The following is a 25523-nucleotide window of genomic DNA, read 5'->3' as shown; positions in this document are numbered from 1 at the left end:
TTGGTCATGTCGGGAAAAATTGTGCGCTGCGCCAGCAGAAAGAGGGAGCATGTCCGTCACCATCGCCCTGGAGCCGCCGCGTCAGGACGGCGTCGTCCGGCTTCTCGATCTTTCCGATGCCTATGCAGGGTCGCTCTATCCCGCCGAGAGCAACCATCTGGTCGACCTCTCCTTGCTCGAGAAGCCTTCGGTAAGCTTCCTGGTCGCGCGCAACGGCGATGCGATCGTCGGCTGCTGCGCGCTGGTCGAGGCCGGCGACGGCACGGCGGAGATCAAGCGGATGTTCGTCGATCCCGAGGCGAGGGGGCTCAAGATCGCCAGCGGCCTGATGAATGCGCTTGAAACGATCGCCAGCGAAAAGCGGCTGACGGCGATCCGGCTCGAAACCGGCATCTACCAGCCCGAGGCGATCGCGCTCTACCGCAAATACGGTTACCAGGACATCGAAGCCTTCGGCGCTTATCTGTCGGATCCGCTCAGCCTGTTTATGGAAAAGCGGCTGGGATGACGGTTTACGAAGGTCGGTTCAGCCTTCAGCGATACGGGGAAGCGTTTTCGGCGTTCCGGGCGACGGCGGCGGCGCCTGTTCGTCGATAAGGATCTGCGGTCCCGTTTCGCCCTTATCGGCATTGCGGGCCTCGTGGATCCATTCGCGCCAGATGGCGACGATCAGCGCCATCAGTACCGGGCCGATGAAGAGGCCGAGGAAGCCCATCGTCTTGACGCCGCCGACGAGGCCGAAGAAGGTCGGCAGGAAGGGCAGCTTGATCGGACCGCCGACGAGCTTCGGCCGCAACGTCTTGTCGACGATGAAGAGCTCGACCGTTCCCCAGACGAAAAGACCGATGCCGGCGACATGCGAGCCGCTTGCCAGGAGATAGATTGAGACCAGCGTGAAGGAAAGCGGCGCACCGCCCGGTATCAGCGCCATCACGCCCGTCAACACGCCGAGCGTGACGGGCGACGGCACGCCGGCGATCCAGTAAGCCACGCCAAGCACGATGCCTTCGCCGATCGCAATCAGCGTCATGCCCATGACGGTGGAACTGATCGTCGCCGGCACGACGCGGGAAATGCGCTCCCAGCGGTTCGGCAGGATGCGCTCGCCGAGCATGTCGATCTGCTTGGAGAAGGAAAAACCGTCGCGATAGACGAAGAACAGCGCGATCAGCATGAAGAGAAGTGTCAGCAGGAGGTGGAATGCACCGCCGCCGGCCGCAAGCACGGCACGGTAGATATTGCCGATATTGGCGCCGCTGACGGCCTGTATCACTTCGCCCAAGGCGCCGGGGCTGCCGATATATTTGGTCCAGACTTCATCGAGATAGGCGCCGGCCCAAGGCAGGGCGACGATCCAGGCCGGTGTCGGGGCGCCGGAGCGGTTGGCATGGATTGCCCAGGCAACCCAGGTACGCACTTCACCCGTCGTATAGGTGACCGCAAGCCCGATCGGGATGACCAGGAAAGTGACGATCATGATGATTGCGATCGTCGCGGCGACCGTCGTATTGCCGCCGACGCGGGCAAGAAGCTTGCGGTAGAGCGGCCAGCTGGCGAAACCGATGACCAGGGCTGCCAGCACCGGCACGAGGAAACCGTAGAAGAAGTAAACGCCGGCCGCGACGATCAGAACCAACAGCCAGCGCGCCGCCGAAATGGAAGGAATCAGCGGTGTGCGTGTCGGCGCCGATGATCCGAGCCATCGTGGTTCATGATTGCTTTTCTGACGGTCGAACACACCCACGCGCGCCTCTTCTTATTCTTGTCTTCTGGTTATGGGCTATGAACCCGGCGGTTTCAAGGTCCGCACCATGAAAGCGTATACAAAGCGTCGCTATTCGGCCGTCAGAGCCGATATCTTACTGTTGCGGACGGCGCAAAATCTTGCAAGCGTAGAACTGCGTCTTCTGGGCGGCCGAGAAATTATTGTCGGAGCCGAGAATGAAGACGTCGGTTCCATCCTTGGCCTTGCCGAGCGACGTGGCCTCGATATTGTCGGGGACGAGGCCGATTGCTCGAACCGGCGCTGCCGCTCTTCCCAAGGGGAGGCCGCACGCCGACCGCTTCATGCGCCGGTTGTTTTACGGAGTTGTTACGGTTCTTCGTCAGTTCCGTGAAATCGCAGATGCTAAAATGGCGGCCGCGCCGAACGGTATCTCTACTCCAGTTCGGCGCGGGCCGCAGATGCTTTAAATATCGAGGTTCTCGGCGAAGGCCGCGCGTTCCTGGATGAAGCGGAAGCGGGCTTCCGGCTTGGTGCCCATCAGATCGTCGACAGCGCTGCGAGTGCCCTCGAAATCCACCTCGTCGATCAGCACCTTGAGCAGGGTGCGTTTGGACGGATCCATTGTGGTTTCCTTGAGCTGGGCGGGCATCATTTCGCCGAGACCTTTGAAGCGACTGATCTCGACCTTGGCCTTGCCCTTGAACTCCGTCTGCATCAGCTCGGCGCGATGATTGTCGTCGCGGGCATAGGCGGATTTCGACCCTTGGGTGATCTTGTAGAGTGGCGGCACGGCGAGGAAGAGGTGGCCGCCGCGCACCAGTTCCGGCATCTCCTGATAGAAGAAGGTGATGAGCAGCGAGGCGATGTGGGCGCCGTCGACGTCGGCATCGGTCATGACGATGATGCGCTCGTAGCGCAGATCTTCGTCGCGGTATTTCGACCGGGTGCCGCAGCCGAGCGCCTGGATGAGATCGGCAAGCTGCTGGTTGGCTCCGAGTTTTTCGCGGCCGGCGCTGGCAACGTTGAGAATCTTGCCGCGCAGCGGCAGAATTGCCTGGTTGGCGCGGTTGCGCGCCTGCTTGGCCGAACCGCCTGCCGAATCACCCTCGACGATGAAGAGTTCGGCGCCTTCGGCGGTGTTCTGCGAGCAGTCGGCGAGCTTGCCGGGCAGGCGCAACTTGCGCACCGCCGTCTTGCGGTTGACTTCCTTTTCCTTGCGGCGGCGCAGCCGCTCCTCGGCGCGCTCGATCACCCAGTCGAGCAGCTTGGCCGACTCGTTCGGGTTGTCGGCAAGATAATGGTCGAAGGGATCGCGCAACGCATTCTCGACGATGCGCTGGGCCTCGACGGTCGCGAGCTTGTCCTTGGTCTGGCCGACGAATTCCGGTTCGCGGATGAAGACCGACAGCATGCCGACGGCCGAGATCATCACGTCATCGGTGGTGATCTGCGCGGCGCGCTTGTTCTGCGTCAGCTCGGCATAGGCCTTCAGGCCCTTGGTCAGCGCGATGCGCAGGCCGGCCTCATGCGTGCCGCCTTCGGGGGTCGGGATGGTGTTGCAATAGGAATGCACCTGCGGATCGCCGCCATACCAGGTGATCGCCCATTCCATCGAGCCATGACCGCTGGTTTTCTCGGTCTTGCCGGCGAAGATCTCGCGGGTGACGGTGAATTCCTTACCCATCGTCGCCTGGAGATAGTCCTTCAGGCCGCCGGGGAAGTGGAAGACCGCCTTGTCAGGGACCTCGGAGCCTTCGGGCAAGACGCCCTGCTCGCAGCTCCAGCGGATTTCGACGCCGCCGAACAGATAGGCCTTCGAGCGCGCCATCCGGAACACTCGGGCGGCATCGAACTTCATGTGATCCCCGAAGATCTGGGGGTCGGGATGGAAGCGCACGCGGGTGCCACGGCGATTGTGGACGTCGCCCAATTCTTGAAGCCCGCCCTGTGGCAGGCCGCGGGAGAAGCGCTGGCGGTAGAGCTTGCGGTTGCGTGCCACTTCCACTTCGAGGTCGTCGGACAGCGCGTTGACCACCGAAACACCGACGCCGTGCAGACCGCCCGAGGTCTCGTAGGCCTTGCCGTCGAATTTGCCGCCGGCATGCAGCTTGGTCATGATGACTTCGAGCGTCGACTTGCCCGGCACCTGGGGATGGTTCTCGACCGGGATGCCGCGGCCGTTGTCGGAGACGGTGAGATAACCTTCGAGGTCAAGATAGACCTCGATGAAATTGGCGTGTCCGGCAACTGCCTCGTCCATCGCGTTGTCGATGACTTCGGCAAAGAGGTGATGCAACGCCTTTTCGTCGGTGCCGCCGATATACATGCCCGGGCGCATGCGCACCGGCTCGAGGCCTTCGAGGACGCGGATCGACGAGGCGCCGTACTCGTCCGAGTTCGACGCAGTGGGTGCCGGGCGCGCAGAGGCTCCCGCAGCAGAGGGGACTCCAGCAGCAGGTGGGGCAGCAGCCGGCGCAGCCGCCACCGGCGGCCGTTCGGCCGCAGCCGCAGGCTTCTGCGCCTCCTCGCGTTTTTCAGAGAGGGGCATTCCGGAAAAGAGGTCGTTGCTATCGTCCATGGAGCCGTTCAGATCTTCATCCTGTCTTGGGTCTGGCTTGGGGCTTGCATCCTCCGCCGACCCAAAATCACCGCATTTCATGTCACGTTTGCGAATCAGGCAGATTTTGCCAGAAAGCACCTCTATACGCGACACTGCCAGTTTTGGCGGGCTTTTCACACATGATTTGCGTTGCTGGGCGCCGAATGGCAAGCGGCGGCAGGCTTCAGGAACCATCCGAATGCGAATGTCCACAAGTCATTACACCATCATCACTGCAATTGCGGCGTTTTTTCTATCCGCGGCTGTCCTTTTCGCTGTCGGCCCGGCGCGGGCGGGCGATGTGCTGCCGCCGTTCAAGGACGATCTGTTTTCGAAGCAGGCCATCTTGCAGACGGGCGATGACGGCGCCTTCGAGGTCATCGACTATGACGAGATGCGCGATATCAACGACCGCGACCAGATCCCGCAAAAACGGGTGCAGCAAAAATATGTGGCGCTCGGCATCCGCAAGGCCCAGGTCGACGAGACGCTGTCTCTGGACGGCGTCAGGCTCGATGTCACCAGGGTGGGACAGGCACAGAATGCCGCCTTCACGGTGATTTTCATCCATGGCCGCGACGGCGATCGCCGGCTCGGCGCCAACGACTACAGCTTCGGCGGCAATTTCAACCGGCTGAAGAACCTCGTCGCCGGGAATGGCGGCGTTTATTATTCACCGACCGTCCGGAGTTTCGACAGCAACGGCGTTGCGGCGATCGCCGGCCTCATCCGCTATGCCAGCGCCCAATCGCCGGGCCGGCCGATCATCCTGTCCTGCGCCTCGATGGGCAGCCAGGTGTGCTGGGGCATTGCGCGCGACGAGGGCAGCGTCCAGCGGCTGAAGGGCATGCTTGTCATGAGCGGCGTCACCGATCCCGATTTCACCAGGAGCGGCTTCTACAAGGTGAAGCTGCCGCTCTGGTTCGCCCATGGCAGCCGCGACCCGGTCTATGCCGCCAGCACCCAGCAGGCGCTGTTCGAAAGCCTGCACAAGGCCAAATATCCGACGCACTTCACGCTGTTTCAGACCGGCAATCACGGGACGCCGATCCGGATGATCGACTGGCGCCGGGTCTTGAACTGGTTTCTTGCTGGTTAGCGGTTGAATTTCGCAGAAATATAGGCGGGATCGCCGAGATTCCCCTTACGTCAAGGGCATGATGCTTTTCTTTGCCGCGCGCTTTTGATATGGCCCAAGGCATACGCAGAATTTGGAAGGCTGGCATGACACCTGACGTGCGCCCGCTCGTGGCGGGAAACTGGAAAATGAATGGCATGCGTGCCTCCCTGGATCAGATCAAGGCGATCGCCGAGGGCGTTTCCGCGCCGCTTGCCGACAAGGTCGAAGCGCTGATCTGCCCGCCGGCGACGCTGCTTTATGTGGCGACGGCGCTCTGCACCGACAGCCCGCTTGCGATCGGCGCTCAGGACTGCCATCAGAACCCGTCGGGCGCGCATACCGGCGACATCTCGGCCGAGATGATTGCCGATTGTTTCGGCACTTATGTCATTGTCGGCCACTCCGAGCGGCGCACCGACCATGCCGAGACGGATCATCTGGTCCGCGCCAAGGCGGAGGCTGCCTTTGCCGCCGGGCTGACGGCGATCATCTGCATCGGCGAGACGGCCGATGAGCGCCGCACAGGCCAGGCGCTCGACGTCATCAAACGTCAGCTTTCCGCCTCGGTTCCGGACGGCGCCACCGCTGAGAACACCGTCATTGCCTATGAGCCGATCTGGGCTATCGGTACCGGTGTGACGCCGACGGCGGGCGATGTCGAAAAGGCACACGCCTTCATGCGGGCCGAACTCGCGGCCCGCTTCGGCGGGGAAGGCCGCAAGATGCGTCTTCTCTATGGCGGCTCGGTCAAGCCGGCCAATGCCGGGGAACTGATGGGCATCGCCAATGTCGACGGCGCGCTGATCGGCGGGGCGAGCTTGAAAGCGGCCGACTTCCTCGCCATCTACCGGGCCTATGAGGCGCTGCTCGCCTGAGGCATTCTTTTTATTCCCGGGTTATTCGTTTGTCCCGAGGCTTATTCCGGGCCCAAGGGCTTGGAATAGATGAAAGCCTCATGTAAAGAGCCGCCAGAATTCTTAACTTTGTCCGTCTCCAGGCGGGCAGGACTGGACCCATGCAGACCGTATTGATTGTCATTCATCTCATGATCGTGCTCGCCCTCGTCGGCGTCGTGCTCATCCAGCGCTCGGAAGGCGGCGGCCTCGGCATCGGCGGCGGTTCCGGCTTCATGTCGGCACGCGGCACGGCCAATGCGCTGACGCGCACCACCGCGATCCTTGCGACCCTGTTCTTCATCACCTCGCTCGGCCTCGGCATTCTGACGCGTTACCAAGGCCGCCCGAGCGATATTCTCGACCGCATTCCGGCAACGGGCGGCCAGGGCAACGGCATTCTCGATTCGCTCGGCGGCGGCGCGCAGCCTCCGGCAAGCCAGCCGGCCGGCAACGGCGTTCCGAGCAGCGGCGCGGCAGCGCCTGCACCGCAGGCTCCCGCCGCTCAACCTCCAGCAACTGGCGCTCCGGCAATGACCGCTCCGGCGGCTCCGGCTGCCAGCGAACCTTCAGCGACGGCTCCGGCAACGACTGCCCCGGCAGCGCCCGCTACTCCGGCCGCGCCGGCACCGGCTCAGCCCGCCGGCGTCCCGACGGGACAGTAAACCGGTCTTCGACATAAACCGCCGGCAGGCCCTTGGGTCTGCCGGTTTTCTTTTGTTCAGATTCCTTCGCCACGCTCCGAAAATTCCGGAAAAGAGTTTTTGGGGCTGGTGGAATCGTTTTTGAAAAGGTATCCGGTGAATCCCATGGCGCGATACGTATTCATCACTGGCGGCGTGGTTTCCTCTCTCGGAAAAGGAATTGCGGCCGCGGCTCTCGGAGCGTTGCTGCAGGCCCGTGGATATCGGGTGCGGCTTCGCAAGCTCGACCCCTATCTGAACGTGGACCCGGGCACGATGAGCCCGACCCAGCACGGCGAGGTCTTCGTCACCGACGACGGCGCGGAAACCGATCTCGATCTCGGCCATTACGAACGCTTCACGGGGCGTTCGGCGACCAAGACCGACAACATCACCACCGGCCGCATCTACAAGAACATCATCGACAAGGAACGGCGCGGCGACTATCTCGGCGCGACGGTGCAGGTCATTCCGCACGTCACCAACGAAATCAAGGATTTCGTCATCGAGGGCAATGACGACTACGACTTCGTCATCTGCGAGATCGGCGGCACGGTCGGCGATATCGAGGCGATGCCGTTCATGGAGGCGATCCGCCAGCTCGGCAACGACCTGCCGCGCGGCACCGCCGTCTACGTCCACCTGACGCTCATGCCCTATATTCCGGCCGCCGGCGAACTCAAGACCAAGCCGACCCAGCATTCGGTCAAGGAATTGCAGGCGCTCGGCATTCATCCCGATATCCTGCTGGTGCGCGCCGACCGCGAAATTCCGGAAGCCGAGCGGCGCAAGCTTTCGCTATTCTGCAACGTGCGCCCGTCGGCCGTCATCCAGGCGCTCGACGTCGCCAATATCTACGACGTGCCGATTGCCTACCACAAGGAAGGCCTTGATGACGAAGTGCTGGCAGCCTTCGGCATCGAGCCGGCGCCGAAGCCGCGTCTCGACCCCTGGGAAGAAGTCTGCAACCGCATCCGCACGCCGGAGGGAGAGGTGACGATCGCGATCGTCGGCAAATATACCGGCCTCAAGGACGCTTATAAATCGCTGATCGAGGCGCTGCATCACGGCGGCATCGCCAATCGTGTCAAGGTCAAGCTCGAATGGATCGAGTCCGAGGTCTTCGAAAAGGAAGATCCGGCGCCCTATCTCGAAAAGGTCCACGGCATCCTCGTGCCCGGCGGCTTCGGCGAACGCGGTTCGGAAGGCAAGATCCACGCAGCCCGCTTCGCCCGCGAGCGCAAGGTGCCGTATTTCGGCATCTGCTTCGGCATGCAGATGGCGGTCATCGAGGCGGCGCGCAATCTCGCCGACGTGTCCGGCGCCTCCTCGACCGAATTCGGCCCGACCAAGGAGCCGGTGGTCGGCCTGATGACCGAATGGGTCAAGGGCAACGAACTGCAGAAGCGCACGGCAGCCGGCGATCTCGGCGGCACGATGCGCCTCGGCGCCTACAAGGCGGCGCTGAAGAAGGGCACGAAGATCTCGGATATCTACGGCTCGACCGACATTTCCGAGCGTCATCGCCACCGCTACGAGGTCAATGTCGACTATAAGGACCGGCTCGAGAGCTGCGGCCTCGTCTTCTCCGGCATGTCGCCGGATGGCGTGCTGCCGGAGACGATCGAATATCCCGATCACCCGTGGTTCATCGGCGTGCAGTACCACCCGGAACTGAAGAGCCGGCCGCTCGACCCGCATCCGCTGTTTGCCAGCTTCATCGAAGCGGCGACGGAACAGAGCCGCCTCGTCTAGCCATGATGGGTATCCAGATCGCGCGATTTCAAGCGCGATCTGGGCAAGTGCTTATGGTGCTCTATATCGCCGGCATGGCCACCCGACGCAGCACGACCGTTTCACGCTTCATCGCCGCGCCGCCTGAGCGTATCTACCGTGCCTTTCTGGATGCCGACGCGGTTGCCACCTGGCTTCCGCCCGGCTCGATGCGGGGGATCGTCCATGCCTTCGAGGGCAGGGAGGGCGGCGCCTTTAGCATGTCACTCGTCTATCCCGATAACGAGACGTCGCAGCCAGGCAAGACATCCGACAAGACCGACAGGTTCGAGGGCCGTTTCGCACGGCTCGTGCCCGACGAACGGATCGTCTGGGCGACGGCCTTCGAGTCCGACGACGACAGCTTTGCCGGCGAGATGACGGTCAGCACAACATTGTCGCCTGTGAATGGCGGCACCGATGTGACGATGGTCTGCGACGACATACCGGCGGGCATTCGCCTTGAAGACAATGAGGAAGGCTGCCGTTTGACGCTCGGCAACCTCTCCGCTTTCGTTGGCGGTTGATGCGTGGCGGCCGGGCATGCCCCGCCGCCGAGTTTGATCGTCAGGCTGCGGCCGGCAGCGGCCCGATATAGACCGAGCGCGGGCGAATCAGCCGGCCGTCGAGCGCCTGTTCGCGGGCATGCGCCAACCACCCGACCGTGCGGCCGATCGCAAAGACGCCAGTGAAGGCGTCACGCGGGAAGCCGAGCGCTTCGAGCAGCAGCGCAGTGTAGAACTCGACATTGACGTCGAGCGGTCGGTTCGGCTTACGCGCCTTCAGGATTGCCAAGGCGGCGGCTTCCACCGCTTCCGCCAGCGCGCCGCGGGCGGGGTCGACCTGCCCGGTTGATATCAGCGGCTTCAGTGCGCCCTTCAGCGCATCGGCGCGCGGATCACGGACGCGGTAGATGCGGTGGCCGAAACCCATAAGTCTTTCACCGCGATCGAGCGCTTCGCCGAGCCATTGGCCGGCATTCTCTGCAATTCCCACGGAATCCAGCATGTCGAGCACCGGGCCGGGCGCACCGCCATGCAACGGCCCTTTCAGGGCGCTCAGCGCGGCTAGGACTGAAGAGGTGAGGCCGGCCTGCGTCGAGGCAATGACGCGCGATGCGAAGGTCGAGGCGTTGAGGCCGTGATCCGAAATGGTCACGAGGTAGGCGTCGAGTGCGGCCGTCTGCTCCTTGCGCGGCAATTGTCCGGTCAGCATGCGCAGGATATCGGTCGCTTGCGGCAGTGAGGCGTCGGGCGCGATCGGTCTTTCACCGCGCTGGAGGCGCAGAACCGCCGGCAGGAAGACCGCCGGCGCCGCCAAGAGGCTCAGCGCGGTATCGAGATCCTCGCCGTCGGGCAGCCGGGCGATCAGCGCCCGCATCGCATCAACCGGCGGCAGCGTCAGCAGGGTGGCATCGGCGGCCTCGACGTGGTCGAAAACCCGTGTTCGCGCATTCGCCAACCACTCGCGCAATTGCGCTTGATCGAAGCTTCGCTCCATCAGCCCGTCGAGCAGCAATGCGGCGACACCCTCATAGCTGCAGTCTGCAACGAGATGGTCCAGCGAGACGCCGCGGATGATCAGCCGTCCCGCTTCGCCATCGACATCCGAGAGCTGCGTTTCGGCGGCAATGACGTCTTCCAAGCCATTTTTCATGTTGTTTCTCCTTTACCGCCAGGATGATCCGGCCTAGTTTCATTGACGTCAATCTTGACGCTATTGATCAACATGAGGCTCCAATGCCGTGGCTGACCGCCGAGGAGGCGCTGCAGGCGCTGAAGACCAAGCCGCAGACGCTCTACGCCAATGTCAGCCGCGGGCGCATCCGCGCCAAGCCCGATCCCGCCGACCCACGACGCAGCCTCTACCAGGCTGCCGACGTGCAGCGGCTCGCCGAACGCCATGCCGGCCGGCGTAAAGCCGAAACGGTTGCCGCCGAGACGATCCGCTGGGGCGACCCGGTGCTCTCCTCGGCGATCTCCACCATCATCGGCGGACGGCTTTTCTATCGCGGGCGGGATGCCGCCGATTTCGCCGAGACGGCGACGCTCGAACAGACGGCGGCACTGCTCTGGAACGGTGCGGAAGCACTTGCTTCCCGCACTGCGGCTGGACATGCGGCTCCGTCGCTTCAGGCTGCATTCCTAGCGCTGGCAGGGCGAGTGACATCGGATCTGCCGTCGCTCGGCCGCTCGCAGGCAGCCCTGCGACGAGACGCAAGCGGAGTGCTCTGCACGGTCGCCGATGCGCTGGCGCCAGGGTCTTCGGATAGGCCGCTGCATCTTCGGCTTGCGGAAAGCTGGCAGCGGCCGAATGCCGCCGATTGCCTGCGCCGGGCGCTGGTGCTGCTTGCCGATCACGAACTCAACGCCTCGACCTTCGCGGCACGGGTAACGGCATCTGCGGGCGCTGCCCTCTCGGCCGCCGTGCTTTCCGGCCTTGCGACGCTGACCGGACCTCTGCATGGCGCCGCCTGGCAGGGCGTCAACGCCCTGATCGAGGCGGCTTCAGCTGTTGGAGCGGAGCAGGCGGTTCGCCGCACGCTTGCCCAGGGCTATCGCCTGTCGGCCTTTGGCCATCCGCTCTATCCGGATGGCGATATCAGGGCTCAGGCGCTGCTTTCGCACTTTCTCCTGCCGCAGCCGTTTGCCGAAATCCGGGAAACTGGCGAGGACATGGTCGGTGAGAAGGTCAACGTCGATTTCGTGCTTGCCGCGATGGCCGCTGCCTTCGATCTGCCGCGGGAGGCGCCGATCATCATGTTCTCGCTTGCCCGTTCCACCGGCTGGCTGGCGCATGCGATGGAGCAGATCGACAGCGGCGAATTGATCCGGCCGCGGGCCCGTTATGCCGGGCCGTCGCCCGAAACCACCATCAACCCTTAAGAATTGGTTAGAGAAATATCCGAATTCGGCTATCATGCCGACATGGAAGAAGACGGTTGGCGGGCGCTTTCGAAAATATTGTCCGCACGGTCATGGGGGCTTTCCATGCATACGACCTTTCGCAGCCTGCTTGCCGCCGCACTTGCCGTCGGCCTTTTTCCGCATGGAACGGCCTTGGCGCAGTCTGCCGGCTGCACGATCGCGCGCGACGCCAGCGCCCGCCAGGTGTTCACTTGTCCCGGCGGGGTAAAGATCACGGCGGAGGCGGGTGCTTCCTTCCGCCTTGCCGACCGCAACCGTGATGGCAGCCCCGATTCGGCATCGCTGCGGCGCAAGGCGATCCTCGTCGATGTCGACAGCAGTCAGCATGTCGGCGGTTTCCAGGTAGTGACGCCGCAGGCGATCGCTGCCGTGCGCGGTACCCAATGGGCTGTCGACGTCGCCAGTGGCAAGACTTCGGTGCTTGTCGTCAGAGGCAGCGTCGCCGTCCGCCGGCCGGCCGGCGATCCGGTGGTGCTGTCGCCGGGCGAGGGCGTCGACGTCAGCAGCGGAACGGACCCCCTCATCGTGCGTCGCTGGCCGGCGCCACGCGCCGCCGCCCTTCTTGCCCGCCTCGGCCAATAATCCATGAACCATCGCCTGCAAACGGTGATCGCGCTGTTGCTCGCCGGTTTTTGGGGGGCCGCGCTCGGCTATGCCAATCTGAACGGCGGAAGCGGCCTGCTCGATCGGATGGAGGCATCGCTTGCCGATATCCGCAGCGTCGTCATCGGGGCGACGCCACCGCCTCCCGTCGTCTCGATCGTTGCGATCGACGACCGCACCGCCGCCGCCTATGGTTATCCGCTTGACCGGGCAACGCTTGCGCGCCTCGTCAGCGCGATCACCGCCTTGAAGCCGAAGGCGCTGGCGCTCGACATTCTGCTCGTCGATCCGGGGCCAGAGGAGGGCGATGCGGCGCTGACGGCGGCCCTTGCAGAGGTCCCAAGCGTGATTGCGGCCGCGGCCACCTTTGCCAGGAGCAGCCAAGAGGTTACCGATGGTGCTAACGATCCGCTTGCCGCTATCCCCGAGGCAAACCAGCTGCTGCTGCCGCTTGCCCGCTTCGCCGAAGCAGCCGCCGTTGGCATCGTCAATGTGGCAACCGACCAAACCGGCACGCCGCGCTTCATTCCGCTGATTTCGCGCGGCGCAGACCGATTGGATCCGGCCTTTCCGCTGCGCGCCGCGTCGGTGGCGCTCGGCGTCGATCCGACCATCGAACGTGATGCCATCATGCTCGGCGCGTTGCGCATTCCCACCGATATCGGCCAGCGCCTGCCGGTGACCTTCTATGGTGGGCGCGGCAGCATCGCCACCTTCAGCGCCGCCGATGCGCTTGACGGCAAGCTTTCGGCGGATGCGGTCGCAGGACGGATCGTCGTCATCGGCTCGACGGTCGCTGGCGGCGGTGACGTTTTCCCGACGCCGTTCGATCCGGTCATGCCCGGCGTCGAGGTGATGTCGACGGCGATCACCCATCTCGTCACCGGCGACGGCATGGTGCGCGATCACAGGATGAGGCTGATCGATGCCGCCACGGCCGTCGGATTGCCGCTGGTGTTCGTCTCGTTGATCGCCTGGCGGCGGAGTGCGGCTGGCTATATCATCATCGTGCTGACGCTGATCGTCTGGGCGCTGCTCAATCTGTCGGCTTTTGCGCATGGCTACTGGCTGAGTGCGGCGCTGCCGATGGCCGCGGCGCTGCCGCCGGCGCTGATTTTCGGTGCCGCCGAGCTCTGGCTCGACCGCGGCCGCGCCCGCCATTTCGCCGAGCAGAGCGCGCGGCTGCAGCGCATCGAAGCGCCGGGCCTTGGCGAGTGGCTGGCGCGGGATCCGAATTTCCTTGCCCAGCCGGTGCGCCAGAACGCGGCCGTCATCTTCATCGATCTCTCGGGTTTCACCGGCCTCAGCGAAAAGCTTGGGCCGGTCAAGGTCAGCGAGGTGCTCAGCGGCTTCTTCGAACTGATCGACGAGGAGGCACGCGCTCACGGCGGCGCCATCACCAGCTTCATGGGCGACGGGGCGATGATCCTGTTCGGCCTGCCGGAGCCTGCCGATGACGATGCCGCCCGCGCCGCTGCCTGCGCCGTCAGCCTGTGCGAGCGCACCCGGGCCTGGCTTCAAGCGCATGCGGGCTTTGCCGAGAAGAAGATCGGCTTCAAGGTCGGCGCCCATTGCGGGCCGATCGTCGCTTCGCGGCTCGGCACCGGCGATCGGCAGCAGATCACGGCAGCGGGCGACACCATCAATGTCGGCAGCCGGCTGATGGAGGTGGCAGCCCTCCATGGCGTCGAGCTGGCGCTGAGCGCCGAAATCGTCCGTGCGGCAGGCCACGACAGCGCGCTGCTGCAGGTCGGCCGGATGGAGGGTCCGTTGGAAACGGCGCTGCGCGGCCGGGCAAGCCATATCGACACCTGGCTGTGGCGCAGCCGCACGCTTTGACAATCGCCGCCGGAGCGGCTAGGAACGGCGCAAATACCCCGCCGGCTGGCTCCGGCCATGGCGCAGTTCGCGCCTGACAGCTCCGAAAGATCGAACTCATGACAGAATTCAACGGCGTCGTTCCGGCGATCGCCAAGGCGTTGCAGAAGCGCGGTTACGCCGAACTCACCCCGGTGCAGAAGGCGATGCTCGATCCCAACCTCGCCGCCTCCGACGCGCTGGTCTCGGCCCAGACCGGTTCGGGCAAGACCGTCGCCTTCGGCCTGGCGCTGGCGCCGACGCTGCTTGAGGGCGGGGAACGCTTCGGCAATGCCGGCGCGCCGCTTGCGCTTGTCATCGCCCCGACGCGCGAACTCGCCCTGCAGGTGAAGCGGGAGCTCGAATGGCTCTATGAGATGACCGGCGCGGTGATCGCCAGCTGTGTCGGCGGCATGGACATCCGCAGCGAGCGCCGCTCGCTCGAACGCGGCGCCCATATCGTCGTCGGCACGCCCGGCCGTCTTTGCGACCATATCCGCCGCAGGGCGCTCGACATGTCGGAACTGAAGGCCGCCGTGCTCGACGAGGCCGACGAGATGCTCGATCTCGGCTTCCGCGAAGATCTGGAATTCATTCTCGATTCGGCGCCGGACGAGCGCCGGACGCTGATGTTTTCGGCAACGGTGCCGGCGGCGATCGCCAAGCTTGCCAAAAGCTATCAGCGCAACGCCGTGCGGATCAGCACCGCGGCTGAGGCAAAACAGCATGTCGATATCGAATATCGCGCGCTGATGGTGGCGCCGAGCGACCGCGAGAATGCGATCATCAACGTGCTGCGTTATTACGAGGCGACCAACGCCATCGTCTTCTGCTCGACGCGCGCTGCCGTCAATCATCTGACCGCGCGCTTCAACAACCGCAATTTCTCCGTCGTAGCGCTTTCCGGCGAGCTGACGCAGAATGAACGCACCCATGCGCTGCAGGCGATGCGTGACGGGCGCGCCCGCGTCTGCATCGCGACCGACGTCGCTGCTCGCGGTATCGATCTGCCGGGTCTCGATCTCGTCATCCATGCCGACCTGCCGACCAATCCGGACACGCTGCTGCACCGCAGCGGCCGCACCGGCCGGGCCGGCCGCAAGGGCATCAGCGCCATGATCGTGCCGCTGAATGCACGGCGCAAGGCTGAGCGCCTGCTTGAGAATGCCGGCATTTCGGCCGCCTGGGCGCGGCCGCCGTCGGCCGAAGAGGTAAATGAGCGCGACGACGAACGGCTGCTTGCCGATCCGATCTTCAGCGAAGCGCCGCAGGAGGAAGAACAGGGGCTGGTGCAGCAGCTGCTTTCCAGCCACGGCGCCGAAAAGCTCGCCGCCGCCTTCCTGCGTCTCTACCGCACTAACCATTCGGCGCCGGAGGACCTGATCGAGGTCACCGTGCAGGACGGGGGCAGCCGCAAGCGTCGCGACAATGCGGAGCCTTACGAGCCGGCGCAGAAGGGACCGCGCGAGGATTTCGGCGCCAGCGTCTGGTTCTCCGTTTCGGTCGGCCGCAAGCAGAATGCCGAGCCGCGCTGGCTGATCCCGATGCTCTGCCGCAACGGCAATGTCACGAAGCGCGAAATCGGCGCGATCAAGATGCAGCCCGAGGAAACCTTCGTGGAGATCGCGGCAGCGAGCGCCGAAAGCTTCCTGGCGGCGATCGGCCCGAACAAGGCGCTCGAACGCGGCATCCGCGTGACCAAGCTCTCCGGCACGCCGGATTTCAGCCGCGCCCCGTCGCCGAAGCCCTACGCCGGCAAGTCGTCGCGTGACGAGCGGCCGGGCGACACGGTCCGCGACGAACGCCCGAAGAACAAGTTCGGCAAGGGTCCGGGTGGCGGGTATGCCGCAGCCGACAATAGCGGCCAGCAAAGACAGGATAGCAAACCCTGGAGCAAGAAGCCCGGCAAGCCCGGCTTCGATGGCCCGAAATTCGACAAGCCGAAATACGACAAGCCGAAATTTGAAGGCGGCAAATCCGAAGGCGCCAAATCCGAACGCCCGAAATACGAGGGCAAGGGTGGCGCCGGGCCGAAGAACAAGTTCTCGAAGAAGAAGCCCGGCTGATTGCGCCGCAGCCCTTCGCCGGTTCAGGCGGAGGGCTTTGTCTGACGGTTGGCCGACAAGCGGATTTTCTCGACAGCGGCATGCCGCATCTCGCGATGAAGAACTATTGAATCGTTGGATTTATAGCCGGACAGGAGCATGACGACGATGAAACGCTCCGACACACCGCGTCCCGATCCGGCCGCCTTCATCCAGGCCAATCTGCCGATCTCACCCGTTCCGGCCATTCCCGAAATCTTGCTGCATACGGCTGGGCCTGTGAGCGGGCTCTGGCGGCTTGCCGGCCGCGAAGAAGGCGATCCAGCGCCCTATTGGGCCTACCCCTGGGCCGGCGGCGCCGTGCTTGCCCGCCATCTGCTCGACCGTCCTGAAGTGGTCGCTGGCCGTCGCGTCCTTGATCTCGGCTCCGGCTCCGGGCTCGTCGCCATCGCGGCGGCCAAGGCCGGAGCTGCCGCGGTCACGGCGGTCGATGTCGATGCCAACGCCATTGCAGCAATCGGTCTCAACGCTGCGGTGAACGGCGTGAACATCCTGGCCGTCGCCGCCGATATCATCGAGGCACCGCCGCCGCAGGAGACAGATATCCCCGCTGTGGGCGATCTGTTCTACGATTCCGCGCTTGCATTGCGGGTGATGGCTTTCCTGCGGCGTTGCCAGGCCTCCGGCATCGAGGTGCTGATCGGCGATCCCAATCGCGCTTACCTGCCGCAGGGCGCACTTCAGCGTATCGCGACGCATGCCGTTGCGGATTTCGGCGCAGGCTCCAGCGGCGGGGCGGTGCAGGCGGGCGTTTTTTCGCTTTCCTGAAGCAGCTGAAAGTCTGAACTATCCCGGAAGGTCCGGCCGCAGCAGCATGACCGGGCAGGGCGCTCCGGGAGGTAGCTCCGGCGCATGCGGCGGGCGGATGATGAGGCAGTCGGCTTGGGCAAATGCCTTCATCATCGAGGAGTCCTGTTTGCCGAAGGGGTCGGCGAGCCAGTTTCCGGCGGCGGATTTTGACAGTTTTGCCCGGATATAGTCCTGACGGTGGTCGTTGGCGCGCAGCGGGGTGGCCGCCTCGACGGTTGTCTCGCGCTGCACCGGCGGCAGGGAGGCGAGTTTGCGGATCAGCGGTTCCAGGAAAAGCAGCGAGCAGACGAGGCTCGAGACCGGATTGCCGGGCAGGCCGAGCACATGGGTCTCGCCGAAGCTGCCGACCATCAGCGGTTTGCCGGGACGCATGGCGATGCGCCAGAAATCCAGTTGCATGCCGGCCTCGATCAGCGTTGCCTGCACCAGATCATGGTCGCCGACCGATGCGCCGCCGAGCGTGACGACGACATCGGCCTTGGCGGCCCGCGCCGTATCGATCGCCGCAGTGATCCTGGCCTTATCGTCCGGCACGATGCCGAGATCAAGCACATCGGCGCCGGCTTTACGGGCAAGGGCTGCAATGCCGAACGTGTTGGAGGCGATGATCTGCGAAGGACCGGGCGTGCTTCCTGGCGGCAGCAGTTCGTCGCCGGTTGCGAGGATGACGATCAGCGGGCGTTTGAGGACCTCGACATCGGGGCGGTTCATGCCGGCAGCGACTGTCAGCCGCGAGAAATCGAGCACGGTGCCAGCCGGCAGCACCGCTTCGCCCTCGGCAAAATCCTGGCCGCGGGGACGCACGTGCTGGCCCTTCCGCACCGGGAAATTGGTTCGGATGCCGCCCTCGATCTTCTCGGCATCCTCTTGCAGCAGGACGCTGTCGGCGCCCGACGGAACCGGAGCGCCGGTGAAGATGCGGACGGTCTCGCCCTTGCCGACGCTTCCTTCAAAGGCATGGCCGGCTGAAGATGTGCCGATGACCTTCAGCACGGCGCCCGGCTCCGGCGCATCGTCACGGCGCAGCGCATAACCATCCATGGCCGAGGCGTTGAAGGGCGGTTGGGTTATCCCGGCCTTGAGATCGACGGCCAGGACGCGGCCTTCGGCCTCGGCGAGCGGCAACCTCTCCGATACCGCGACTGGCCTTGCGCGCGAGAGCAAGCGGCTTAGGGCCTCGGTGACCGGGAGAAGGTTCATCTCGCCTCCGGATGGCGGAAATCGCCCGATTTGCCGCCGGATTTTTCCAGCAACCGGATGCCGCCGATCTCCATCGCCTTGTCGGCCGCCTTGGCCATGTCGTAGATGGTCAGACACGCGACCGAGACGGCTGTCAGCGCCTCCATCTCGACACCGGTCTTGCCGGTCAGTTTGGCGATTGCCGTGACGCGCAGGCCGGGCAGGGCGGCATCTTCCTCGATCTCGACGGTGACCTTGGTCAGCATCAGCGGATGGCAGAGCGGGATGAGATCGGCGGTGCGTTTTGCCGCCATGATGCCGGCAACGCGCGCCGTGCCGATGACATCGCCCTTCTTGGCATTGCCCTCGCGGATCAGTGCCAGCGTTTCCGCCGCCATCTTCACATGGCCCTCGGCCGTGGCGATGCGCACCGTCTCGGCCTTGTCGGAGACATCGACCATATGCGCCTCGCCTGAGGCATCGATATGCGTGAGGCCGGGTTTTCCGCCGCTCATGTCATTCGGCCGCGATGGCGGCTTCACCAAAGAGCAGCGCGCGGGTGGCGGCCGTCACGTTGTCTTTTCGCATCAGGCTTTCGCCGACAAGGAAGGTGCTGATATCGACGGCCTGCAGCCGCTTGCAATCGGCATGGGTGTGGATGCCGCTTTCGCCGATGAGGAGCCGGTCGGCGGGAACCATGGAGGCAAGCGTCTCGCTGACCGTCAGGCTGACCTCGAAAGTCCGCAGATTGCGGTTGTTGATGCCGATAAGCGGCGAGGACAGCTTCAGCGCCCGCTCCATCTCCTCGGCATCGTGCACCTCGACCAGCACATCCATGCCGAGCGAGAAAGCCTCGTCCTGCAGCCGCTCGGCCTCGTCATTAGTCAGCGACGCCATGATCAGCAGAATGCAGTCAGCGCCCCAGGCGCGCGCCTCATGGACCTGATAGGTCTCGAACATGAAATCCTTGCGCAAAGCGGGCAGGGCGCAGGCGTCCCGTGCCGTCGTCAGGAATTCCGGGGCACCCTGAAAGCTCGGCGTGTCGGTCAGCACGGAAAGGCAGGCCGCGCCACCGGCTTCGTAGGCCTTTGCCAGCGACGGCGGATCGAAATCCGGGCGAATGAGGCCCTTGGACGGGCTCGCCTTCTTGATCTCGGCGATCAGACCAAAATTGCCCGCGTCACGCTGGGCAACGAGCGCCTTATAAAAACCACGCGGAGCGGACTGGCCAGCCTGCATCGCCTTCAGGTCGGCAAGCGACACCGCAGCCTTGGCAGCGGCGATTTCCTCGCGCTTGTAAAGTTCGATCTTCTTCAGAATATCGGTCATCGGGCAATCCTAGTCGATATCGTTGGAAACGGCGATGAGTTTGTCGAGGGCAAGCGCGGTGGCGCCGCTATCCAGCGACTGCGCGGCAAGCATCATACCGTCGCGAATCGTTTCGACCTTGCCGGCGATGACCAGCGATGCCGCGGCATTGGCGAGCGAAATATCACGATAGGCGTTCTTGGCGCCGCTGAGCACCTCGCGAAGCGCTGCGGCATTGGCGACGCCATCGCCGCCCCTGATGTCGGCGAGAACGCAAGGGCTGACGCCGAAATCGGCGGGCGACAGCTCGAAGGTGCGGATCTTGCCGGCTTCGAGCGCGGCCACCTTGGTGATGCCTGTCGTGGTGATCTCGTCGAGGCCGTCGCCATGGACCACCCAGACGCATTCGGAGCCGAGATCGCGCATGACTTCGGCAAGCGGCACCAGCCATTGCGGCGAGAAGACGCCGAGCAACTGGCGGCGGACACCAGCCGGACTCGAAAGCGGACCCAGCAGGTTGAAGATGGTGCGGGTGCCGAGTTCGACGCGGGAGGGGCCGACATGGCGCATGGCGGAATGATGAAGCTGCGCGAACATGAAGCCGACGCCGGCCTCGGCGATGCAGCGAGAGATGATCTCAGGGCCGACATCGAGCTTGACGCCGAGTGCGGCGAGATTGTCCGCCGCGCCCGATTTCGAGCTCAGCGCCCGGTTGCCGTGTTTTGCGACGGGGACTCCGGCGCCGGCGACGATGAGCGCCGCCAGCGTCGAGATATTGTAGGTGCCGCTGGCATCGCCGCCGGTGCCGACAATGTCGATCGCATCGGCCGGCGCTTCGACGGTCAGCATCTTCGAGCGCATCGCGGTGACGGCGCCGACGATCTCGTCGACGGTTTCACCGCGCACACGCAGCGCCATCAGGAAGCCGCCGATCTGCGAGGGCGTCGCCTGGCCGGACATCAGGATGTCGAAGGCGGCGCGGGCCTCGTCACGCGTCAGCGGCTCGCGGCTTGCGGCCTTGGCCAGGAACGGCTTCAGATCGGTCATAGGGCCTCCTAACGAAGCGTCGCCTGCTCGGCGAGCGTCTGGTTGATCTGCGCGCCGTACTGCGTCTGCAGCACGTTGACCATCTGATCGAGAATATCGTCGCCGGCGGCGTTGGCCATGGCGGTGATCTGGGCATCGCGGTTGTTCAGCGCGTCGCTAGTCGGCTCGCTGTTGACCTCGGTGACCTTCATCAGGATCTGCGTCGACGGATCGGCGCCGACGGCACTCGCGACCGCATCGACGGGGCCGGAGAAGGCGGCGGTGACGCCGGCGCGGCCAAGCACCGGATCATCGGTGGCGCGGGTGAGGCCGCTCTTGCTTTCGACGGCGATGCCGAGCGGCGTTGCAATATCGGCAAGCGCGGTGCCCTTGGCGGCTTCGGCCTTCAACGCCTCGGCCTTCTTGGCAAGTTCGGCCTTCTGCTGTTCCGCCGTCCAGTCTTCGACCGCCTTTTCGCGCACTTCGGCGACCGGGCGCTCGCGGGTCGGGGTAATTTCGCGGACGTTGAACCAGACATAGCCGTCATTGCCAATCGGCAGCGGCGGCGCATCGACGCCGACCTCGGTCTTGAAGGCTTCGCCGAGCAATTGCTGCTTGACGGGAATATCCTTGACCTCTTTGCCGTCCTTGTCGGCGCCGGTCATATCGACGGCGTCGACGGTCACGGCCTTGAGCTTCAGCTGGCCGGCAATATCCTCAAGCGTGGCGCCGCCGGCGCGCAAATCCTCGATGCGGTCATGAACGTTGATCACTTCCTGCGAAGCGTTGGAAAGCGCCAGCTGCTTGCGGATGTCTTCCTTCACCTCGTCGAAATTCTTGGTGGTTTCCGGCTTGATGTTGGTGATGCGAAGGATGACGGAGCCGAAGGAGCCCTCGACGACAGGTGTCGTGCCGCCGTCCTTCGAAACGGCGAAGGCCGCATCGGCAACGGCCTGGTCGGGAACCTTGTCCTTGGTGAATTCGCCGAGCAGCACGTCGCTTGCCGTCTTGCCCTGGTCGGAGACCAGCTGATCGAAGCTAGTGCCGCTCTTCAGTGCGGTTTCGGCGGCAGCGGCAAGATCCTTGCTGGTGAAGGTCAGCTGTTCGATTGTGCGGCTTTCCGGCGTGCGGTAGGTATCCTTGCTCTTGTCGAAGGCTTCGTGGATCTGGTCGTCGGTGACGGTCGCGGCGTCGGCGATATCGGCGGGCTGCAGCGAGAGATAGACGAGCTTGCGGTATTCAGGCGCCTGGTAGCGCTGCTTGACGCCATCGAACCACGTCGCCAGCACGTCGTCGGCAGGCGCCTTGATCGGCTCGATATTGGCGTTGGTGAGCAGCAGATAGTCGATGCTGCGGCTTTCATTGCCATAGAGCTTCAGAGCGTCGACCAGCGTCTTCGGCGCGGTGAAGCCGTTCGAGATGGCATCGACGACCTGGCTGCGGACAGCGACCTTGCTGCGCTCCTTGATGTAATCGTCCTGGCGGATATTGGCGTTGCGCAGGCGCGAGATGAAGAGTTCTCGGTCAAATTTGCCGTTGACAGCCTTGAAAGCCGGATCGTCGGCGATCAGCTGGGCGAGGCGATCTTCGGACAGGCCGAGGTTCATGTCTTCGGCGAGCTGGTCGAGCGAGGCGCCGGCGACGAGCTGGGAAAGCACCTGCTGCTCGACGCCGAAAGCGCGAGCCTGTTCCGGAGTGAGACGCGTGCCGAACTGCTGGCCGAGACTTGCCACCTGGCGCTGGTAGGCGAGGTGGAATTCGTTGACGTCCACATGCTGATCGCCGACGGTCACGACCGTGGTGCTGTTGCTGCCGGTAATCAGCGACCGGGAGACGCCCCAGATGCCGAACGACGCGACCAGCAGAAGCATCAGCAGCTTGGCGACCCAGGTCTGAGCGGCTCTTCTCAGGATATGGAACATAGAAACGCAAACCTCGCAGTATCATTGAGCCGCGCGCGGGCGGACATTCGACGTTCCTTAGAACAAACCCGACAGGAAATGAAGAGTTTGTCGCGCGAAAAGCTGCGCCGGGCGGCGGTGGCCGCGTGGCGGCCCTGCGGCCAACAAAAGATCGGCTGCGGCGGAACCTTTCGGGCCGCCATTTCGTTGAAGCGGCATCCCATGCAACAGGAGCAGACCATGGCTGAATTGAAAACCGCTTCCGCCGAATCCACCGCTGCACGCGTCAAGGCTGATATGGCAGCAGACGACCTGTCGGCGCAGGTCGCAGCCCTTCGCAACGATCTCTCCCGGCTGACGGAAAGCGTGGTCGCGCTCGGGCAGGGGGCAAAGTCGGCGGTTACCGACGAGGCGTCGTTGATGACGGAGCAACTGCGCGACAAGGTTCGTGAAGAACCGCTCATGGCGCTCGCGGTGACGGCAGGCATCGCCTATGTTTTCGGCCTGTTGAGCCGCCGCTGAAAGACAATTCGAGACAGAGAAAAGCCGGACGCGAAGCGCCCGGCTTTTAACTATGTCTGCGGCAATCAGCGACGGATGACGCGGCCGACGAAAATCAGAATGCAGGCACCGACGAAGCCGGTGATCAGATAACCCAGCCAACCGGCCAGCGGCTGGATGTGCAACAGACCAAGGATCCAGTTGGCAACGATAGCGCCGACGATGCCGAGCAATATGTTCATGAGCAAACCCATATTGCTGCTCATGACCTTTTCCGCCAGCCATCCGGCGATGCCACCGATGATAATGGCTGCAATCCAACCCACGCCTGCGTTTTCCATGGTTATCTCCCTCCTGGCAAAACGAGTCACAGAATGCACGAAACGAAAGGAAGTTCCACTCCCAGTTACGAGATTGCCTGCCGCTTCAGCGACTTATGTGACTTACGGCTGCAGCACGGTAACAGGGGAGTGCAAGGCGTATGAAGCAATCTGGAACAACAGGCCGGCAATGGCAATCATCGCGAAACCTAACGGCATGATCAGGCTTTTGGTAAACATTGTTCCTCTCCCCCTTTGCATAAAGCATAAGCGGAAGCGGACGACGCGCAAGTATATTATTAATGAATAGTTAAGTATGGCATTTAACTAAAATGTATTACATTGGCGAATGCTGAAATACTTGCAGAAATTGAAATGTTGCTTGTCTGTCATTTGAGAGTGCGCGCGCAAGGATCCGGGTCCATCGCGCTCGGCGGTTTGCGGAAGCTGACTGGCGGCAGCAACCTCTATGTCCGGTGGACGACGAGCATGAAGACGAGGAAGGAGGCTGTCGCAACGGTCGCGGCGAAGGCAATCTGATAATCCATGTCGTGAACCCCGGTTGGATGGCTTCCATAAACGCCGGTGGCGCCATTGAGTTCCCGATGCGGTTCGCGCTAAACGCCCGCGGATTGATTTTGCCGGGGATTGCATCATCTTTCCCTGATCGCCATTCCATCCGGGGAAAACTTGATGACAAAAACTGCAATCGCCTTCGCCTGCATTTACCTGCTCACACTTTCCGGCTGCGGCAACACCGCATACGGGCTGAAGAAGGATGGACAGGAGGCGAGCCACGCCATGGACAATGCGACACATCGGGTGCTTTCCGCAGGCGCCAAGAAGTAAGGCGGGCGCCAAGAAGTATGGCGCGGGAAAAAGAATCACGGCGAAAAAAGCCCGCCTGGGGTGAGGCGGGCTGGCAATAACAGGAGGAATGGACGGATAGACGCCGTCTCTGCTAATAATGCACTTCCTTAAGCGCTTGGCTTTACGTCATTCGACGTATCCGCCACCGTTCCAGCAGCAGCCTATACGATCAGGCTTCGGAATCGGATCAGAAGTTGCCCCAGTTCTGGGCGCGGGCACGGGCACGAATAATCCGGTATTCGCGACCGCCATAGAGCGAGCCGATTGTCAGCATAAGCGTCAGAACGTCCCAGATGATATGCATTTTATCCTCTTAGGTTGGACGGGCTCTGCCGTCGATCGGTTGATGCAGAATAGCAATCTTTCGAATGTGCTTATATGACAAGAAATCGGGATAAGCAGGAAGCGGGCAGGGCGCGCCTCACGCGGAGGATAGCCGGCCTATGACGATTTTCTCCGTCCGCCACATCACGTCCTATCGTTACGTCAGGGATGTCGATTTCGGCGAGCATCGCTTGATGTTCCGGCCGCGCGACAGTTTCGACCAGCGGCTGATCGAAGCGTCGTTGGCGATATATCCCGAGGAAAGCCATGTGCGCTGGATCCACGATGTTTTCGGCAATTGCGTGGCGCTCATCGATATTTCGAGGCCGGCGTCCGAGCTTCGTTTCGAAACCTGGATCACGCTCGATCATACGCCCCAGGTTGCCCTCGATCTCAAGGTCGACGATCAGGCGCTGACCTATCCATTCTCCTACGACAAGGACGAGATTGCCGATCTGACGCCGGCGATGCAGCGCCATTATCCCGACCCCAACGACGAGGTCGGACGCTGGGCGCGCCAGTTCGTCCGCCAGGGGCGTCCGACGGAAACCGGGCATATGCTGATGACGCTCTGTTACGCCATTCGCGAAAGCTTCGCTTATGCCCGCCGGATGGAGCACGGAACGCAGACGCCGCTGCAGACTTTGCAGCTTCGCTCCGGCACCTGCAGGGATTTCGCGCTGCTGATGATGGAAGCCGCACGCGTCCTCGGCCTCGCCGCGCGGTTTGTGACGGGCTATGTCTATGTTCCCGACCGGGACGGCTCCACCGTGCTCGGCGGCGGCTCCACCCATGCATGGTGCCAGGTTTACCTTCCCGGCGCCGGCTGGGCGGAGTTCGATCCGACCAACGGGATCGTCGGCAACCGCGATCTCATTCGCGTCGCCGTCGCCCGCGATCCGCGCCAGGCCGTCCCGTTAAGCGGCAGCTATGATGGCGATGGGACGGATTTCGACAGCATGACGGTGCAGGTCAACGTCACCACCAAGTAATCCTCG

At 63.5% G+C, this 25523-nt stretch carries 23 protein-coding genes and 1 pseudogene; 14 read left to right on the top strand and 10 right to left on the bottom strand.

The window, feature by feature from the left end; genetic code table 11:
• Positions 1-49: 49 nt before the first annotated feature.
• Entirely contained in the window at positions 50-508 is a 459-nt protein-coding gene (locus OS035_RS25670; protein WP_097628833.1) for a GNAT family N-acetyltransferase, read from the top strand.
• 18 nt (positions 509-526) lie between these two features.
• Here the strand turns inward: OS035_RS25670 and OS035_RS25665 are convergent, their stop codons facing one another.
• The 3 genes and pseudogenes from OS035_RS25665 to parE form a co-directional block, all read right to left on the bottom strand.
• On the bottom strand, positions 527-1744 hold the full coding sequence (locus OS035_RS25665) for an AI-2E family transporter (RefSeq protein ID WP_097628834.1): 1218 nt from the start codon (positions 1742-1744) through the stop codon (positions 527-529).
• A 115-nt stretch (positions 1745-1859) separates the two neighbouring features.
• A pseudogene (locus OS035_RS25660) lies at positions 1860-2021 on the bottom strand (esterase-like activity of phytase family protein); the annotation flags it as partial.
• 168 nt (positions 2022-2189) lie between these two features.
• Positions 2190-4304 carry a DNA topoisomerase IV subunit B gene (parE, locus tag OS035_RS25655; protein ID WP_097628836.1) on the bottom strand — a complete coding sequence of 705 codons (2115 nt, stop codon included), beginning with the start codon at positions 4302-4304 and terminating at the stop codon, positions 2190-2192.
• A gap of 220 nt (positions 4305-4524) precedes the next feature.
• On the opposite strand from parE, the gene OS035_RS25650 reads away from it, so the two are divergent.
• The 5 genes from OS035_RS25650 (at position 4525) to OS035_RS25630 (ending at position 9321) form a co-directional block, all read left to right on the top strand.
• Positions 4525-5424, top strand: coding sequence for an alpha/beta hydrolase (locus OS035_RS25650; protein WP_331814213.1), 900 nt, complete (start codon positions 4525-4527; stop codon positions 5422-5424).
• Positions 5425-5549: 125 nt separating this feature from the next.
• Positions 5550-6320 carry a triose-phosphate isomerase gene (tpiA, locus tag OS035_RS25645; RefSeq protein WP_097628838.1) on the top strand — a complete coding sequence of 257 codons (771 nt, stop codon included), beginning with the start codon at positions 5550-5552 and terminating at the stop codon, positions 6318-6320.
• Between the two features lie 140 nt (positions 6321-6460).
• Entirely contained in the window at positions 6461-7003 is a 543-nt protein-coding gene (gene secG, locus OS035_RS25640; RefSeq protein ID WP_097628839.1) for a preprotein translocase subunit SecG, read from the top strand.
• A 144-nt stretch (positions 7004-7147) separates the two neighbouring features.
• Positions 7148-8776 (top strand): CTP synthase, encoded by a 1629-nt coding sequence (locus tag OS035_RS25635; protein ID WP_012557733.1) that lies wholly within the window; start codon positions 7148-7150, stop codon positions 8774-8776.
• A gap of 74 nt (positions 8777-8850) precedes the next feature.
• Positions 8851-9321 (top strand): SRPBCC family protein, encoded by a 471-nt coding sequence (locus OS035_RS25630; protein ID WP_331814224.1) that lies wholly within the window; start codon positions 8851-8853, stop codon positions 9319-9321.
• A 40-nt stretch (positions 9322-9361) separates the two neighbouring features.
• Here OS035_RS25630 and OS035_RS25625 read toward each other — a convergent pair whose 3' ends face one another.
• On the bottom strand, positions 9362-10450 hold the full coding sequence (locus OS035_RS25625) for a citrate synthase/methylcitrate synthase (protein ID WP_097628840.1): 1089 nt from the start codon (positions 10448-10450) through the stop codon (positions 9362-9364).
• Between the two features lie 83 nt (positions 10451-10533).
• Between OS035_RS25625 and OS035_RS25620 the strand changes: the two genes are divergently transcribed.
• The 5 genes from OS035_RS25620 to OS035_RS25600 all read left to right on the top strand — a co-directional run bounded on the left by OS035_RS25620 (position 10534) and on the right by OS035_RS25600 (position 17054).
• The gene (locus OS035_RS25620) at positions 10534-11679 is read left to right on the top strand and encodes a citrate synthase (protein ID WP_331814212.1); all 1146 of its coding nucleotides are present in this window, start codon (positions 10534-10536) and stop codon (positions 11677-11679) included.
• 105 nt (positions 11680-11784) lie between these two features.
• Positions 11785-12303 (top strand): FecR domain-containing protein, encoded by a 519-nt coding sequence (locus OS035_RS25615; protein WP_310805506.1) that lies wholly within the window; start codon positions 11785-11787, stop codon positions 12301-12303.
• 3 nt (positions 12304-12306) lie between these two features.
• Positions 12307-14163, top strand: coding sequence for a CHASE2 domain-containing protein (locus OS035_RS25610; RefSeq protein WP_097628843.1), 1857 nt, complete (start codon positions 12307-12309; stop codon positions 14161-14163).
• Between the two features lie 98 nt (positions 14164-14261).
• On the top strand, positions 14262-16247 hold the full coding sequence (locus OS035_RS25605; RefSeq protein WP_131710999.1) for a DEAD/DEAH box helicase: 1986 nt from the start codon (positions 14262-14264) through the stop codon (positions 16245-16247).
• Positions 16248-16394: 147 nt separating this feature from the next.
• Complete coding sequence (locus tag OS035_RS25600) at positions 16395-17054, top strand: class I SAM-dependent methyltransferase (protein ID WP_331814223.1); 660 nt, start codon at positions 16395-16397, stop codon at positions 17052-17054.
• 18 nt (positions 17055-17072) lie between these two features.
• Here OS035_RS25600 and OS035_RS25595 read toward each other — a convergent pair whose 3' ends face one another.
• From OS035_RS25595 to OS035_RS25575, 5 genes are read right to left on the bottom strand one after another with little or no spacing between them, the layout of a single operon-like run.
• The gene (locus tag OS035_RS25595) at positions 17073-18296 is read right to left on the bottom strand and encodes a molybdopterin molybdotransferase MoeA (RefSeq protein WP_331814211.1); all 1224 of its coding nucleotides are present in this window, start codon (positions 18294-18296) and stop codon (positions 17073-17075) included.
• Positions 18293-18790 carry a cyclic pyranopterin monophosphate synthase MoaC gene (gene moaC / locus OS035_RS25590; RefSeq protein WP_097628847.1) on the bottom strand — a complete coding sequence of 166 codons (498 nt, stop codon included), beginning with the start codon at positions 18788-18790 and terminating at the stop codon, positions 18293-18295. Before moaC ends, OS035_RS25595 begins: the two co-directional genes overlap by 4 nt.
• Before the next feature lies 1 nt (position 18791).
• Complete coding sequence (gene trpC, locus OS035_RS25585) at positions 18792-19604, bottom strand: indole-3-glycerol phosphate synthase TrpC (RefSeq protein WP_097628848.1); 813 nt, start codon at positions 19602-19604, stop codon at positions 18792-18794.
• Positions 19605-19613: 9 nt separating this feature from the next.
• A complete protein-coding gene (gene trpD / locus OS035_RS25580; protein ID WP_097628849.1) occupies positions 19614-20630 on the bottom strand; it encodes an anthranilate phosphoribosyltransferase in 1017 nt (338 codons plus the stop codon).
• Positions 20631-20638: 8 nt separating this feature from the next.
• The gene (locus OS035_RS25575; RefSeq protein ID WP_131710998.1) at positions 20639-22531 is read right to left on the bottom strand and encodes a peptidylprolyl isomerase; all 1893 of its coding nucleotides are present in this window, start codon (positions 22529-22531) and stop codon (positions 20639-20641) included.
• A 219-nt stretch (positions 22532-22750) separates the two neighbouring features.
• On the opposite strand from OS035_RS25575, the gene OS035_RS25570 reads away from it, so the two are divergent.
• Positions 22751-23032, top strand: coding sequence for a hypothetical protein (locus tag OS035_RS25570; RefSeq protein WP_003573046.1), 282 nt, complete (start codon positions 22751-22753; stop codon positions 23030-23032).
• A gap of 65 nt (positions 23033-23097) precedes the next feature.
• Here OS035_RS25570 and OS035_RS25565 read toward each other — a convergent pair whose 3' ends face one another.
• Complete coding sequence (locus tag OS035_RS25565; protein WP_131710997.1) at positions 23098-23352, bottom strand: GlsB/YeaQ/YmgE family stress response membrane protein; 255 nt, start codon at positions 23350-23352, stop codon at positions 23098-23100.
• A gap of 672 nt (positions 23353-24024) precedes the next feature.
• Between OS035_RS25565 and OS035_RS25560 the strand changes: the two genes are divergently transcribed.
• Both OS035_RS25560 and OS035_RS25555 read left to right on the top strand, forming a co-directional pair.
• Positions 24025-24180: an entericidin gene (locus OS035_RS25560; RefSeq protein WP_097628852.1), complete on the top strand. Its 156-nt coding sequence runs from the start codon at positions 24025-24027 to the stop codon at positions 24178-24180.
• Positions 24181-24644: 464 nt separating this feature from the next.
• Complete coding sequence (locus tag OS035_RS25555; RefSeq protein WP_097628853.1) at positions 24645-25517, top strand: transglutaminase family protein; 873 nt, start codon at positions 24645-24647, stop codon at positions 25515-25517.
• Positions 25518-25523 lie beyond the last annotated feature (6 nt).

Origin of the sequence: Rhizobium sp. 268 (assembly GCF_036571585.1) — a bacterium.
GTDB classification, from domain to species: domain Bacteria; phylum Pseudomonadota; class Alphaproteobacteria; order Rhizobiales; family Rhizobiaceae; genus Rhizobium; species Rhizobium redzepovicii.
This window is presented reverse-complemented; position numbering and strand designations above follow the sequence as displayed.

Bases quoted from the DNA above. Each gene is read 5' to 3' on its own strand.
- OS035_RS25670 (WP_097628833.1), top strand. From the start codon at position 50: ATGTCCGTCACCATCGCCCTGGAGCCGCCGCGTCAGGACGGCGTCGTC.
- parE (WP_097628836.1), bottom strand. From the start codon at position 4,304: ATGGACGATAGCAACGACCTCTTTTCCGGAATGCCCCTCTCTGAAAAA.
- OS035_RS25650 (WP_331814213.1), top strand. From the start codon at position 4,525: ATGCGAATGTCCACAAGTCATTACACCATCATCACTGCAATTGCGGCG.
- tpiA (WP_097628838.1), top strand. From the start codon at position 5,550: ATGACACCTGACGTGCGCCCGCTCGTGGCGGGAAACTGGAAAATGAAT.
- secG (WP_097628839.1), top strand. From the start codon at position 6,461: ATGCAGACCGTATTGATTGTCATTCATCTCATGATCGTGCTCGCCCTC.
- OS035_RS25635 (WP_012557733.1), top strand. From the start codon at position 7,148: ATGGCGCGATACGTATTCATCACTGGCGGCGTGGTTTCCTCTCTCGGA.
- OS035_RS25630 (WP_331814224.1), top strand. From the start codon at position 8,851: ATGGCCACCCGACGCAGCACGACCGTTTCACGCTTCATCGCCGCGCCG.
- OS035_RS25625 (WP_097628840.1), bottom strand. From the start codon at position 10,450: ATGAAAAATGGCTTGGAAGACGTCATTGCCGCCGAAACGCAGCTCTCG.
- OS035_RS25620 (WP_331814212.1), top strand. From the start codon at position 10,534: ATGCCGTGGCTGACCGCCGAGGAGGCGCTGCAGGCGCTGAAGACCAAG.
- OS035_RS25615 (WP_310805506.1), top strand. From the start codon at position 11,785: ATGCATACGACCTTTCGCAGCCTGCTTGCCGCCGCACTTGCCGTCGGC.
- OS035_RS25610 (WP_097628843.1), top strand. From the start codon at position 12,307: ATGAACCATCGCCTGCAAACGGTGATCGCGCTGTTGCTCGCCGGTTTT.
- OS035_RS25605 (WP_131710999.1), top strand. From the start codon at position 14,262: ATGACAGAATTCAACGGCGTCGTTCCGGCGATCGCCAAGGCGTTGCAG.
- OS035_RS25600 (WP_331814223.1), top strand. From the start codon at position 16,395: ATGAAACGCTCCGACACACCGCGTCCCGATCCGGCCGCCTTCATCCAG.
- OS035_RS25595 (WP_331814211.1), bottom strand. From the start codon at position 18,296: ATGAACCTTCTCCCGGTCACCGAGGCCCTAAGCCGCTTGCTCTCGCGC.
- moaC (WP_097628847.1), bottom strand. From the start codon at position 18,790: ATGAGCGGCGGAAAACCCGGCCTCACGCATATCGATGCCTCAGGCGAG.
- trpC (WP_097628848.1), bottom strand. From the start codon at position 19,604: ATGACCGATATTCTGAAGAAGATCGAACTTTACAAGCGCGAGGAAATC.
- trpD (WP_097628849.1), bottom strand. From the start codon at position 20,630: ATGACCGATCTGAAGCCGTTCCTGGCCAAGGCCGCAAGCCGCGAGCCG.
- OS035_RS25575 (WP_131710998.1), bottom strand. From the start codon at position 22,531: ATGTTCCATATCCTGAGAAGAGCCGCTCAGACCTGGGTCGCCAAGCTG.
- OS035_RS25570 (WP_003573046.1), top strand. From the start codon at position 22,751: ATGGCTGAATTGAAAACCGCTTCCGCCGAATCCACCGCTGCACGCGTC.
- OS035_RS25565 (WP_131710997.1), bottom strand. From the start codon at position 23,352: ATGGAAAACGCAGGCGTGGGTTGGATTGCAGCCATTATCATCGGTGGC.
- OS035_RS25560 (WP_097628852.1), top strand. From the start codon at position 24,025: ATGACAAAAACTGCAATCGCCTTCGCCTGCATTTACCTGCTCACACTT.
- OS035_RS25555 (WP_097628853.1), top strand. From the start codon at position 24,645: ATGACGATTTTCTCCGTCCGCCACATCACGTCCTATCGTTACGTCAGG.